The organism is Pantoea sp. CFSAN033090, assembly GCF_001264395.1.
Taxonomy (GTDB): Bacteria; Pseudomonadota; Gammaproteobacteria; order Enterobacterales; family Enterobacteriaceae; genus Pantoea; species Pantoea agglomerans.
Genome location: NZ_LGYX01000022.1, coordinates 55,629 through 69,379 on the forward strand (window position 1 = coordinate 55,629; position 13,751 = coordinate 69,379).

A 13,751-nucleotide genomic window follows, 5' to 3' on the forward strand; every position below is an offset into this window, starting at 1 on the left:
GTCAATCCCAGAGGCTACTCAGAGCGGGCTGTGCAACACCCGCCTGCTGCGGTCGCGAATCAAACCTGCGCGATCCAGTAACCAGAAAAGTAATTTAGCCATGCCCAGACAGGCAGCAAAAATGATGCAGAAAAACACCACGCGTGAACCGAACGCATCAAGGCCTTCGCGTGCCAGCACGATCATGTTAAAGACCGCGCCAAAACAGAAGCTTTGCAGGATGGCGCCGGTGTAACGGTTGGTCTCAAGACAGCCACGCTGATAGATTGCATCAAAGGCTTTTATAATCATCCCTACCGCGACCGCACCGATCGGAATCGCCCAGACGCCGCCCATCACCACCAGCGACCCTATCAGCGTGGGTGAAATCGCCAGGCCAGAATGGTTGTTCAGCACTTCCCAGGTGAAGTAGTTAGCACTGTTTAACACTGCCAGCGGCCGATCCGGCCAGAGCCAGGTCGGAATGAAAACGTAGAAATCACGCCACAGCGGTGCCAGCCCCTGAAACTCAATTCTGGCGTAGTTATCCAGCAGCAAGGCGAGATTCTCCCACGGCGAGAAGGTATCACGCGTCAGATAGAGGAAAGTATAAAACGCTTCATCGCCCATAACGTCGAGGTTATAGCGGCGCAGTGCCAGCCAGAACATTCCTGCAATCGCCAGCACGCCCGCCGTTGCCAGCATCCACAAAGTGATCCAGCCACGGGTAATCCCGATAAACAGGAACAGGGCAAACGCAATAATGATATTGGCTCGGGTACCGCCCACCAGCGCGTAGGTCAGTAAACCAAAGGCAACGGTCACCACCAGGAACAGCAGCCAGTTGCGGCGCGTCGGGCTCAAAAAGTAGGGGATCAGCATCGCCGGAATAAAGAAATAGAAGAAGCGCTTAAGCGCTACACCCGACACTTCACTGGAGAAAATCTGGTTATAGGCGGTCAGGCGGAACAGCAGAAAACCGTTATGAATGAAGAACACCGTCACGGTACCCAGCGCCACCAGCGCCAGGATCACGCAGGTCAGATGGGTTTCGACGCGATTCATCTGCAGCCAGGGCTTCGCCGGAGACGCGCTGGCGGGTTTCAGCCGCACTTTATAGCTGACGTAATAAATGGCGTAAAACGCCGTGGCCGACAGCAGCGCCTCCAGCAGGTTCTCAACCGGCACCACTTCAACATTAAAGCGAAACACCAGCACGGAGGTCAGCGGGAAGCCGAAGTAAAAGGTCAGTAAGAACAGCAGCGTGAAGAACAGATGAAAGTTAAAACGGACGCGCTTAAACTCCCGCCAGGTCAGGGTCAGAATAAAAACCAGCGACAGCAGATAGACCACCAGCAGGCCGCCAAACTGCATAAGACTCATGACAACTCCCCTTCGCTGAGCTGTAACGCGGCTCGCCAGCCCGCCAGATAACCCGGCGCAAAAAAGGCGATAGCCTGTTTATCACAGCTCATCAGCTGACGACGTGCCTCGGCGATCACCGCAGGCGACAGCGTATCTTCGCTGAACAATACCGGAAGCTGCTGCTCTGCCACATCACGCCAGAATGGATTTTTGCGGGTCAGGACAAACGGCACGTTGGCCTGGATCAGCAGGCAGAGTGTTCCCACCCCTTGCTGACGTTCAAACATAAAATAGCCGATATGGCAGCGCGCCAGCAGGGCTAAGTAATCATCAAACGCCAGGTTTTCACGCATCAGATTCACCTGCCCGTTCGGGAACAGCGCATCGGCAGTGGCCTGAATGAGGCTGATATAAGCCTCATTACCTGGCGGATAGCCCAAAGGGACCTCGATACGCACCTGCTCGCCAAACTGCGCGTGAATCGCTTTTAAGCCTTCGATATGCCGGTTACTCGGATCGCCCGAGTTTCCCAGCAACAGCGTAAAAGGCTCCGACGGGACAGATTCAACGGCTGCAGCGGGCATTCTGGTGGGAAAATAGAGCAGTGAACCGGGTACGCGCCGATGGCGCTGCTGATAGTGATGCAGATCGCCACGGGTCGCAAAAACCTGTGCAACACGCCCCTGCGCTATCCGGCGAACCAGATAGAACAGGCGGAACTTCAGGCTGCGCGAATCTTCATAAAGATCGGCGCCCCAGACGTGCCAGAACAGCTGTGAACGACGCAGCTTACCGCTGAGTAACGCCAGCCAGATCCACGGGTTAAACTGTCCGTGGCAGAAAAAACGCTGCTGACGATTTCTGGCGCGCTGCAGTACCGCCTGCGCCAGCGCTTTCTTGCTGGTAAAGCACTCGATCTGCAACGCACTGAACGGCGTCAGGCTCTCGGGCTGCTGCGTCACCACCATAAAATGGCGTGGCGCAGCCGCAGGCTGCTCAACGCTGAGTACGTCGTTGAAAAAGCGCAGCACCGTAAGATTGTGGTGGGGAATGTCCGATCCCAAAACGTGAATTAAAGTCATTTTTTCCGGCAGTAAACAATAAAAGCGCCACAACACAGGGCAAAGTAAGCCATATAGGTAAACATATAGGCCTGCGCCGCACCCGCCGCGCCATGTAACGGGATCAACCAGCGTGAAAACAGCGTCAGCAACAGGAACTGGCTGATTTCAGTCAGAACATAAAAGCGCAGCGAGGCTTTGGCGATAACCAGATATCCGAAAACATAGGCGCCGACCTTAAAAACATCGCCGCACAGCTGCCAGACAAAGAGATCGCGCATCCCGCGAAACGCTTCAGAGAACAGCAGGCTGATGGCGAAATCGCGCAGTACCCAGACACCCAGGCTGGCAACCGCTACGGCGGGCAGGACAAAGCGCAGTGCACGGCCAATCTCGCGCGCGATGTCGCGTTTGTTATCCAGCCGCGCCAGCGTCGGCAGCAGCCAGACGCTAAACGTCGCGGTAATAAATTGCAGATAGGCATCGGAAATGCTGGTGACGCCCTGCCACAATCCGACCTGTGCCCAGCCCTGCTGCTCCGCCAGCAGATTACGCATCAGCACCCAGGCGACCGGCAGGGTCACGGCGGTGATCAGCGCCATCAGGGTATATTTTGCCAGATTACGGGCCAGCTCAGGATGCCATTGCGGTCGCAGCCAGCTAAGCGGCAGCGGCGCACGGCGTTTCAGCATCAGGAGTGCAGGCAGCAGCAGCAAAGCCGGTACCAGCGCCAGCCCGGTCAGCGCGCCCTGATAGCCGCCCAGCCACCAGCAGAGCAGATAGCCCGCCACGCCAATCAGGCTGCCGAGAATCAGCGCCAGCGCATTACCGCGCGCGTCGCGATAGCCCTTCAGCAGTGCAAGGGTAAAGTTGGCCCAGGCGATGCCGAGCTGAAGAAAGGCCACCACGCGGATGACGCCCTGATAGCGGTCGTGACCAAACAGCGCGATGCTGATGGGTGCCGCCGCCAGCAGAAACAGCAGCGCCAGCACACCGGAAAAGCCCAGTACCATGGTTGATGCCGTGCCCACCATCGCCCGCAATTGCTCGGGCTGCTGCTGATACTGCGCCACATAGGTGGTGACGCCATTAAAGATGCCTGCGCCCGCCAGCACGCCCAGCACGGTGATCAACTGACGGAAGTTCCCCGCCTGCCCGACACCCTCGGGTCCGAAGCTGACCGCCAGCAGTTTGACGACCAGCAGGCCGGCCACAATTTTTACCAGCGTGGACGATGCGGTCCACACTGAGGCTCTGGCTAATGACATCAGGAAAAGAAGCTCAGCAGTGAGCTGATAATCGTGCTCTGATTGTTATCCGACAGGTTATAAAACAGCGGCAGACGCAGCAGGCGTTCACTTTCCCGCGTGGTAAAGCGATCGTCGCCGACAAACTGCGAGAACCGCTCACCGGCGGGCGAACTGTGCAGCGGAATATAGTGAAACACCGTCAGTATCTCGGCTTCTTTCATCCAGTTTATCAGCGCCTGACGATCGTCCTGATCGCGCAGTTTGATGTAGAACATGTGCGCATTGTGTTCACAGCTGGCGGGGATCACCGGCAGGCTGATGCGTCCCTGAGCCGCCAGCGGCTGCAGCGCATCGTAGTAACGCTGCCAGATGCGTAACCGCTGCTGGTTGATACCTTCAGCGGCTTCCAGCTGCGCCCAGAGATAGGCTGCCTGCAGATCGGCCATCAGATAGCTCGATCCCATATCGCGCCAGGTGTATTTATCGACCTGACCCCGGAAGAACTGGCTGCGGTTGGTGCCTTTTTCCCGCACGATCTCGGCGCGCTCGACCAGGCTGGCGTCGTTAATGAGCGTCGCGCCACCTTCGCCGCCGGCGGTGTAGTTCTTGGTTTCGTGGAAACTGAAGCAGCCAATATGACCGATGGTGCCGAGCGCACGACCTTTGTAGCGTGACATCACGCCCTGCGCCGCATCTTCAATCACAAACAGCTTATGCTTTGCCGCCAGCGCCATAATGGTGTCCATTTCACAGGCCACGCCTGCGTAATGCACCGGCACAATGGCGCGGGTTTTTTCAGTGATGGCCGCTTCGATCAGCGTTTCATCAATGTTCATGGTGTCCGGGCGCACATCGACAAACACAATGCGGGCGCCGCGCAGCACAAAGGCGTTGGCGGTAGAGACAAAGGTGTAGCTCGGCATAATCACTTCATCGCCGGGCTGCAGATCGATTAACAGCGCCGCCATCTCCAGCGAAGCGGTACAGGAGGGGGTCAGCAGCACTTTTTTGCTGCCAAAACGCTGCTCCATCCACTGCTGACAGCGACGGGTAAATCCACCATCGCCGCACAGCTTGCCGCTGTTCATCGCCGACTGCATATACTCAATTTCTGTGCCCACAATCGGGGGCGCATTAAATGGAATCATGACCTTTCCTGTAAAACCAGTACGCGGTGCTGTCGAGCCGGGCACCGCTGCGTAAATAGAGGCGCATCGCCGTGAGATTGCTGAGCTGGGTAGCAACCCGAAGCTGAGCCAGCTGTCGTACCCGCGCCCAGTCTGCCGCCGCCAGCATCAGTCGCTGACCCAGCCCCTGGCCCTGCGCGTCGGGCAGTACGCCCAGCAGGCCAATGCGGGCATCGCCATCCACCGCGCGCAGCGAAACAAATCCCTGCAGCTGACCCGCGGCATCGCTTGCCACCAGACACTGATCGTCAAACGCCCCGCGTACCGCATTTTCAATCCACTGCGCATAGAAGCGTCCGCTGGCGTCCGGCGCATACCAGGGCGCGCGAAAACGACTCTGGCTGAAGAGCTGTGAGGCAGCATCGCGCAGTAGCGGGATCTGGGCTTCGCGCGCAATGCGAATTCCCGCCTGCCGTTCAGTCTGTTTCAGCGCCAGCGTCAGATCTGCTTCGCCTTCTGCCAGCCGGAACTGATGCTGCTGCAGCGTATCAATCAGTGCCGTCTCGCTGGCAGCGACTTTTATCTGCATCAGCGCACAGGGATGACGCAGCGCCTGTTCCAGCGGAATCTCACCTTGCGGCTCCAGCCGCACAGTATTAACACCGAAGAATGCGCTCTCCCAGTTAAGGGGATTAATATTGACGTGGACGGGCATGTAATAAATCCAGCAGGTATTGGCCGTAGCCGGTTTTTGTCAGCGCTTCACCCGCGGCCCGCAGCTGGTCATCACTCAGCCAGCTGTTACGCCAGGCAATCTCTTCCAGGCAGGCAATTTTGAAGCCCTGACGTTTTTCCACCGTCTGCACAAACATGCTGGCTTCCACCAGGCTGTCGTGCGTGCCGGTATCCAGCCAGGCAAAACCTCGTCCCAGCAGTTCGACCGTCAGCTCACCACGCTCCAGATACATCTGGTTAATGGCCGTGATTTCCAGCTCGCCCCGCGCTGAGGGTTTCACCTGTTTCGCGAATTCAATAACCTGATTGTCATAAAAATAGAGCCCGGTTACTGCCCAACGCGATTTCGGCTGCTGTGGTTTCTCTTCAATCGAGATCGCTTTGAAGTTATCGTCAAACTCCACCACGCCGAAACGTTCCGGGTCCATGACCTGATAGCCAAACACCGTTGCGCCACGATTCTGTTCAACAACTTTCCGGAGCTTGGGGCTGAAGCCCTGGCCAAAATAGAGGTTATCACCCAGAACCAGGCAGCAATTATCCTCGCCGATAAAGGATTCGCCGATGATAAAGGCCTGCGCCAGCCCATCGGGACTTGGCTGCACCGCATAGCTGAGGCGTATCCCAAATTCACTGCCATCGCCCAGCAGACGTTCAAACTGCGCCCGGTCTTCCGGCGTGGTAATTAACAGGATGTCGCGAATACCCGCCAGCATCAGCACGGAGAGCGGATAGTAGATCATCGGTTTGTCGTAAACCGGCAGAAGTTGCTTTGATACTGCACGGGTTATCGGGTGTAACCGCGTGCCCGACCCTCCCGCTAAAATGATGCCTTTCATCGCTGCTCCTTACGCGGGTTTATTGCGATAAGCCAAGGCGTTCGCCCTGATAGCGGCCATCCAGAATAGCCTGCCACCAGGTGGGATTGGCCAGATACCATGCCACGGTTTTACGCATGCCGCTTTCAAAGGTTTCCTGCGGTACCCAGCCAAGTTCATGCGCAATTTTACTGGCATCAATGGCATAGCGCTGATCGTGACCGGGGCGGTCAGTGACATAGGTAATCAGGTCGCGGTAATGCGCCAGCCCGGCAGGTTTCTGCTCTGCGGCCAGCTCTTCAAGCAGGCTGCAGATAGTTTCAACCACCTCAATATTGCGTCGCTCGTTATGGCCGCCAATATTATAAGTTTCGCCTGGCTTGCCATGGCTGACCACCTGATAGAGTGCGCGGGCGTGATCTTCGACGTAGAGCCAGTCACGAATCTGCTGTCCGTTGCCGTAAACCGGTAAGGCTTTCCCGGCCAGCGCATTGATAATGGTCAGCGGGATCAGTTTCTCCGGGAAATGGCAGGGGCCGTAGTTATTTGAACAGTTGGTGACCAGCGTGGGCAGACCGTAAGTTCGCAGCCAGGCCCGCACTAAATGGTCGCTGCTGGCCTTGCTGGCGGCGTAAGGACTGCTTGGCGCATAGGGTGTGGTTTCGGTGAAGTAAGCCTGGCTGTCGTGCAGATCGCCAAAGACTTCATCGGTCGAGATATGGTGGAACAGAAAGGCGGTTTTGCGCGCGTCATCCAGGTTTTGCCAGTAAAAACGCGCGGCTTCCAGCAACTGATAAGTCCCGACAATATTGGTCTCGATAAAGGCTACCGGCCCGTCAATCGAACGATCCACATGGCTTTCAGCCGCAAGATGCATCACACAGTCTGGCTGATGACGGGCAAACACCTGATCAAGTGCCGGGCGATCGCAGATATCGACCTGCTCAAAATGAAAGCGGGGCGAGTCGGCAACGCTGGCGAGTGACGCCAGATTTCCGGCGTAGCTGAGTTTATCGACCACCACCACCTGATGTTCGGTTTCTGCGATCAGAAAGCGCACCAGTGCAGAACCGATAAAACCGGCACCGCCCGTGATCAGAAAACGCCTCATCGCCACACACCTTTGGTGTCGACAATCCAGTTCTGCTGAACGCTGGCGCCATCAATGGCGCGGAAGGCACGGTGATCGACCAGCATCACCAGAATATCGGCCTGTTCCAGCGCCTGCCCGGCAGAGACCAGCACGGCTTTGTCGGCCAGTGCGTCAGCAAGCTGCTCAATATGGGGTTCAACCACCCAGGTAGTGCCGCTGTGCCACTCTGCAATTTTCTGTGCCACGCCCACCGCCGGGCTTTCGCGCAGGTCGTCAATATTGGGTTTAAAGGCCAGGCCAAAGCAGGCGATGGTGATATCGCTGGCGCGCTTGCCGGTCTGTGTCAGGCAGTCCGCCAGCGCGGTTTTCACCTGGTCCAGCACCCACTGCGGCTTGGCGTCATTGACCTCGCGCGCGGTGCGGATCAGGCGGGCTAATTCAGGATTCTGCGCCACGATGAACCAGGGATCGACGGCGATACAGTGACCGCCGACGCCTGGGCCCGGCTGCAGAATGTTGACGCGCGGATGGCGATTCGCCAGCGCAATCAGCTCCCAGACGTTAATCCCCTGATCGGCACAAATCAGCGACAGCTCATTGGCAAAGGCGATATTCACGTCACGGAAGCTGTTTTCTGTCAGCTTACACATCTCGGCGGTTCGGGCGTTGGTTTCAACGCATTCGCCTTTTAAAAACAGCCGATAAAGCTCGCTGGCGCGGGCGGAACAGGCTGGCGTCATGCCGCCAATCACCCGGTCGTTGTTAATCAGCTCAACCATCACCTGACCAGGCAGCACGCGCTCCGGACAGTAGGCCACAAAAATATCGGGCGTATCACCGTGCTGAGGAAAGCGCAGGTCGGGACGCGCCGCCGCCAGCCAGTCGGCCATCTGTTCGGTGCTGCCCACCGGTGAGGTCGACTCCAGAATCACCAGGTCGCCCTTTTTCAGTACCGGCGCAATCGACTCCGCCGCGGCTTTCACAAAGCGCAGATCGGGCTGATGCTCATCTTTAAAAGGGGTCGGTACGGCGATAAGAAAAGCGTCGGCGGCTTCCGGCTGCGTGGTGGCGCGCAGATCGCCACGCGTAACAGCCGCATGCACCACCTGATCTAAATCGGGTTCCACGATATGGATCGCGCCACGATTGATGGTTTCAACGGCGCGCGCATTGATATCCACGCCCACCACTTTTTTTCCCTTTGAGGCAAAAACGGCTGCCGTCGGCAGCCCAATGTATCCCAGTCCAATCACGGAGATGGTTTCAAAACTCATAATTCGGCTCGGTTATCTTTTAAGGCTTGTAAAATACGACCACAGGCTTTGCCATCGCCATACGGATTATGGGCGTGGCTCATCGCCTGCCAGGCAGCGTCGTCAGTCAGCAAGGTACTGACCTCCGCCACGATTCGGGCGATATCGGTCCCCACCAGTTTGACGGTGCCGGCGTCGACCGCTTCAGGCCGCTCGGTGGTGTCACGCATCACCAGCACCGGTTTACCCAGCGAAGGCGCTTCCTCCTGAATGCCACCGGAGTCAGTGAGGATGAGCCAGGCGCGGTTCATCAGCCAGACAAAAGGCAGATACTCCTGTGGTTCAATCAGAATGATATTCTCAATGCCGCTGAGAATCCGGTTTACCGGCTCGCTGACATTGGGATTAAGGTGCACCGGATAGACAATCTGCGCCTCGGGATGCTGGCGGGCAATCTGCGCCAGCGCGCTGCAGATACGTTCAAAGCCGCCACCAAAGCTTTCGCGACGATGTCCGGTGACCAGCACCAGTTTCTTATCCGGGTCGAGAAACGGATAGCGCGCCGCCAGTTGTGCATTCAGATTGCTGTCATCCAGCACCCTGTCGCGAACCCACAGCAGCGCATCAATGACCGTATTGCCGGTCACGATAATGCGCGCATCGGGCAGATTTTCCTGCAACAGATTCTGACGCGATCGGGAGGTGGGGGTGAAATGCAGATGGGCAAGATGACCGGTAAGTTTACGGTTACCCTCTTCCGGCCATGGCGAGGCGAGATCGCCGGTACGCAGACCGGCCTCCACATGCCCGACCGGAATCTGATGATAAAATGCCGCCAGGCTCGCCGCCAGTGTGGTGGTGGTGTCACCATGCACCAGCACGATGTCCGGTTTGAAGTCGAGCAGGACGGTTTTCATGCCCTCTAAAATGCGGCAGGTGATCTCGGTCAGCCCCTGCTCGGGACGCATAATATTGAGATCATAGTCCGGCTGCAGCTTGAACAGGCGCAGCACCTGATCGAGCATTTCGCGATGCTGTGCGGTGACGCACAGTCGCGATTCGAAAGCGGGATCCTGCGCCAGCGCCTGAACCAGCGGTGCCATTTTGATCGCTTCGGGACGAGTACCAAATACCGTCAGAACTTTCACACTGTTTCTCTCACTCATGCGTGTCTGACATCAGACGCGGACGACGTGCCAGCGCCACTCCCGCGCCTGTTAATGCCCCAATGGCACCCCACATAATCATCATGAACAGACGTCGCGGACTGTCACGTGATACCGGCTCTTCCGGCGTACGCAGATAACGGTAGGTCTGGAACTGGCTGTTCAGTTTTGGCCCGGTCTGCAGCGTGGTCAGCATTGCTCTGTTCTGATCATAGCTGATATCAAACTCCGGACCGGTAGCGCGCAGCGTATCCAGTTGTCCCTGTAAAACCGGCTGGCCCAGCAGAAACAGGTCGCTGTCTGCCAGATTTTCACCCGCTTCACGCGTCTGTTTCTCATTGATGCCCTGCTGGCTGGCGATCTTCAGCGCCTGCTCCAGTCGATGCTGCTGGCGCTGAAACACCGCATTAGCCACATCTTCCTGACGTTTCACCTGCGCCTGCAACTGGTCGGTACGTGCCCGCCAGGCACCTTTTAGCTCATCATTCAGATGACGCGCGGCGCGCTCACTGGCATAGGCGATGTACTGACGCAGCAGATTATTGGCGTCGCCTGCGGTTTCCGCTTTCAGTTTGACGTTATCGGGCAGGTTATGTGCCGCGTCAGCGGGCGTGAACAGGATATTGCCGATCATATCGTCGAGCAGCGCGGCATCATTATGCGCATTGCCGGTTTTACGACTCTTGTAATAATCCGTTTGCTGCCAGAACTCACGACGCGTATCCCAGGAGGCGAGTTGCATGGTGAACTCCTGATAAACCTGATCCATCACCGTAGGTGAAGGTGCGGCCAGGGTTAAGGCGTTGTTGCGCACATCCAGATTGGTCAGGAATTGCTGCTGCGCATAGTAAGAACCCAGCATGTTCACCGTCGGACGATCGGTGATCGCCGTGGTGCTCCAGACCTGTTTCAGCAGCAGCGTGGCCAGCCAGGCGACCAGAGCAAACAGCAGCGCCAGCCCGATAATCCAGCGCTTGCCACGCCATAAACGGCAGCAAAAGCTGCGAATATCCAGTTCGTTGTCCACAACGTCAGAAGGCATGGCAGAGGTATCCTTTATCAGCTCTTTTCAGGGTAATTTGTTTTTTGCTTCGCGATGATGGCTCAGACGGCGCTTAATGCGGCGGACACGTCGCGCCACGCGCCATGCATGTTTGAGGCAGTAGCCGTAAACCATAAACGCGCCCAGGAACAGCAGCAGCATCACCCACTCCGGGATAAATGCCAGATATTCGCCCAGCACACCGATACCGGCGAGAATAGCCGCCGCAACGGTAATCAGTACAAAGGCCTGACGGGAGGTAAAGCCGGCACGCATAATCAGATGGTGGATGTGCTGACGGTCAGCCGAGAACGGACTCATGCCTTTACGCAGGCGACGATACATAATCGCCACCATATCCATCAGAGGAATGGCAATAAGCCACAGTGCGGTAACGGGCGTGATGGGATGGCTCAGACCCTGCGTCGTTTCCAGCAGAATCCAGATAATGGTGAACCCGATCATGGTGCTGCCGGCATCGCCCATAAAGACTTTGAAGCGACGGCCAAGGAAGCCGAGGTTAAGCAGAATATAGGGCAGCGTGGCGGCAATCATCGCAAAACACCACATCGCGAGGCTGGTCTGGCCGTCGAAGTAGAGGATGATCCCCATGGCGGCAAAAGTGACCGAGGAGAGTCCGCCCAGCAGACCGTCGATCCCATCCACCATATTAAAGGCGTTTATCGCGGCCCAGACGGCAAACAGCGTCAGCACATAGCCGAAGGGCCCCACGATAAGCTCGAACGGGCCGACGATAAAGCCCAGGCTAAGCAGATAGAGTTTTGCGCCAAACATCATCACCAGCGCGACAATGGCCTGCACCACCGCACGAATTTTGACGCTGATATCGAAACGGTCATCCAGTGCGCCAACCAGCACCAGAACACCGGCGCAGCCCAGATAGAGCAGCGCGTGAGGCAGATAGTAGTTGGTAATGGCAAACGTGAAGCAGATACCTGCGAACACAGAAATGCCGCCCACCAACGGAATCGCGCCATGATGGCGTTTACGTGAGTTAGGCTTATCAACTAAACCAATTTTTTTAGCTGCTTTTCGAGCAAAAAAGAGGAAAGCCAGGGAAAAGAGAAAAATTAAACCAAGCTCAGTACTCATAGTGAGTAAATTCACGTTAAACGCTCTCAGCTAACATCCCGCACAACAATACGCGAAAAAACGCGCCTATCGCTGTGTCGGATTCCGAATTCTGCATAAAGAGACAGACGAACGGTCAAAAGTTCGCCATCGCTACCACAGTCATTATAAATGCTCCTGCCAGTGTTCAATCCTATAGCTCACAAATGAAAAACGCCACGTTGAGACGTGGCGTGAGGTCGATTTTCTGCGCATCTGGACTAAAAAAGCCGAATCTGTGGTTCGGCCAGGCAGTATCGGATTAAGAACGCTTCATCATATCGAAGAATTCATCATTAGTTTTGGTCATCGCCAGCTTGTTGATGAGGAATTCCATTGCGTCGATTTCGCCCATCGGGTGAATAATCTTACGCAGGATCCACATCTTCTGCAGCTCTTCCTGAGAGGTGAGCAGCTCTTCTTTACGCGTACCAGAGCGGTTGTAATCAATCGCCGGGAAGACGCGTTTTTCAGCGATTTTACGGGCGAGATGCAGTTCCATGTTACCGGTACCTTTAAACTCTTCGTAAATCACTTCATCCATCTTCGAACCGGTATCAACCAGCGCAGTCGCGATGATGGTCAGGCTGCCGCCCTCTTCCACGTTACGTGCAGCACCAAAGAAACGCTTTGGACGATGCAGGGCGTTGGCATCCACACCACCGGTCAGGACTTTACCTGAAGCAGGAACCACGGTGTTGTAAGCACGTGCCAGACGTGTAATGGAGTCGAGCAGGATGATGACATCTTTTTTGTGCTCAACCAGACGCTTGGCCTTTTCAATCACCATTTCAGCAACCTGAACGTGGCGTGAAGCTGGCTCATCGAAGGTTGAGGCGATAACTTCACCTTTCACCAGACGCTGCATCTCGGTGACTTCTTCCGGGCGCTCATCGATCAGCAGTACCATCAGGGTACAGTCCGGATAGTTGTGCGCCAGGCTCTGCGCGATGTTCTGCAGCAGCATGGTTTTACCGGCTTTCGGTGGTGCAACAATCAGACCACGCTGGCCACGACCAATTGGCGATGCCAGATCCAGTACGCGAGCAGTTAAATCTTCCGTTGAGCCATTACCCCGCTCCATACGCAGACGTTTATTTGCGTGCAGCGGCGTGAGGTTTTCGAACAGAATCTTATTACGCGCATTTTCCGGCTTGTCGTAGTTAACTTCGTTAACTTTCAGCAGCGCAAAATAACGTTCACCCTCTTTCGGTGGACGGATTTTGCCAGAGATGGTGTCACCAGTGCGGAGGTTGAAGCGGCGGATTTGACTAGGGGAAACGTAGATATCATCAGGGCCGGCGAGGTAGGAGCTGTCTCCGGAACGGAGGAATCCAAATCCATCCTGAAGGATCTCCAGCACGCCATCACCGAAGATGTCTTCGCCGCTTTTCGCGTGCTGCTTCAGGATTGAAAAGATAATGTCCTGCTTGCGCATACGAGCCTGGTTTTCCAGTCCCATATTTTCGCCGAGAGTAACCAGCTCAGCAACCGGCGTATTCTTTAATTCGGTAAGATTCATAGTGATGGGTTCTTAAACTCGGGGTAATACTCGGAATGTTTGTCGTGAATGGTATGGCAACTAATCCATGCCGTTAATGGCTCTTTTCGGCTCTTCCTGACGATCATCGTATGGAATGGCGATCGGTATGCAGGGAGATGTCCGAATGTGATGCCAGAGTTGGAGCTAACCGTAAGATTGCTGAACCGTTCTATCTTTATAAGGTACAG

Annotated in this window: 12 protein-coding genes; all 12 read right to left on the reverse strand. The window is 56.1% G+C overall.

The window, feature by feature from the left end; all coding sequences use genetic code 11:
- Positions 1–18: 18 nt before the first annotated feature.
- Positions 19–1,362, reverse strand: a complete 1,344-nt coding sequence (gene wzyE, locus AFL22_RS17895) for an ECA oligosaccharide polymerase (RefSeq protein WP_033767575.1) — start codon at positions 1,360–1,362, stop codon at positions 19–21.
- On the reverse strand, positions 1,359–2,426 hold the full coding sequence (locus tag AFL22_RS17900; RefSeq protein WP_052271840.1) for a TDP-N-acetylfucosamine:lipid II N-acetylfucosaminyltransferase: 1,068 nt from the start codon (positions 2,424–2,426) through the stop codon (positions 1,359–1,361). The genes wzyE and AFL22_RS17900 overlap by 4 nt, the downstream gene beginning before the upstream one ends.
- The gene (gene wzxE, locus AFL22_RS17905) at positions 2,423–3,673 is read right to left on the reverse strand and encodes a lipid III flippase WzxE (RefSeq protein WP_033780852.1); all 1,251 of its coding nucleotides are present in this window, start codon (positions 3,671–3,673) and stop codon (positions 2,423–2,425) included. The genes AFL22_RS17900 and wzxE overlap by 4 nt, the downstream gene beginning before the upstream one ends.
- A complete protein-coding gene (gene rffA / locus AFL22_RS17910) occupies positions 3,673–4,803 on the reverse strand; it encodes a dTDP-4-amino-4,6-dideoxygalactose transaminase (protein ID WP_052271841.1) in 1,131 nt (376 codons plus the stop codon). The genes wzxE and rffA overlap by 1 nt, the downstream gene beginning before the upstream one ends.
- Positions 4,790–5,497, reverse strand: coding sequence for a dTDP-4-amino-4,6-dideoxy-D-galactose acyltransferase (gene rffC / locus AFL22_RS17915; protein WP_052271842.1), 708 nt, complete (start codon positions 5,495–5,497; stop codon positions 4,790–4,792). Before rffC ends, rffA begins: the two co-directional genes overlap by 14 nt.
- A complete protein-coding gene (gene rfbA, locus AFL22_RS17920) occupies positions 5,475–6,356 on the reverse strand; it encodes a glucose-1-phosphate thymidylyltransferase RfbA (RefSeq protein ID WP_010257356.1) in 882 nt (293 codons plus the stop codon). The genes rffC and rfbA overlap by 23 nt, the downstream gene beginning before the upstream one ends.
- Positions 6,357–6,375: 19 nt before the next feature.
- Positions 6,376–7,446, reverse strand: a complete 1,071-nt coding sequence (gene rffG, locus AFL22_RS17925) for a dTDP-glucose 4,6-dehydratase (protein ID WP_033767584.1) — start codon at positions 7,444–7,446, stop codon at positions 6,376–6,378.
- Entirely contained in the window at positions 7,443–8,702 is a 1,260-nt protein-coding gene (wecC, locus tag AFL22_RS17930) for a UDP-N-acetyl-D-mannosamine dehydrogenase (protein ID WP_010257361.1), read from the reverse strand. Before wecC ends, rffG begins: the two co-directional genes overlap by 4 nt.
- Complete coding sequence (wecB, locus tag AFL22_RS17935; protein WP_033759719.1) at positions 8,699–9,829, reverse strand: UDP-N-acetylglucosamine 2-epimerase (non-hydrolyzing); 1,131 nt, start codon at positions 9,827–9,829, stop codon at positions 8,699–8,701. The genes wecC and wecB overlap by 4 nt, the downstream gene beginning before the upstream one ends.
- 10 nt (positions 9,830–9,839) lie before the next feature.
- Positions 9,840–10,889 carry an ECA polysaccharide chain length modulation protein gene (gene wzzE / locus AFL22_RS17940; RefSeq protein ID WP_010257365.1) on the reverse strand — a complete coding sequence of 350 codons (1,050 nt, stop codon included), beginning with the start codon at positions 10,887–10,889 and terminating at the stop codon, positions 9,840–9,842.
- Positions 10,890–10,916: 27 nt separating this feature from the next.
- Positions 10,917–12,002: a UDP-N-acetylglucosamine--undecaprenyl-phosphate N-acetylglucosaminephosphotransferase gene (gene wecA, locus AFL22_RS17945; protein WP_022624853.1), complete on the reverse strand. Its 1,086-nt coding sequence runs from the start codon at positions 12,000–12,002 to the stop codon at positions 10,917–10,919.
- A gap of 280 nt (positions 12,003–12,282) precedes the next feature.
- Positions 12,283–13,542: a transcription termination factor Rho gene (gene rho, locus AFL22_RS17950; protein ID WP_010257369.1), complete on the reverse strand. Its 1,260-nt coding sequence runs from the start codon at positions 13,540–13,542 to the stop codon at positions 12,283–12,285.
- Positions 13,543–13,751: the final 209 nt, after the last annotated feature.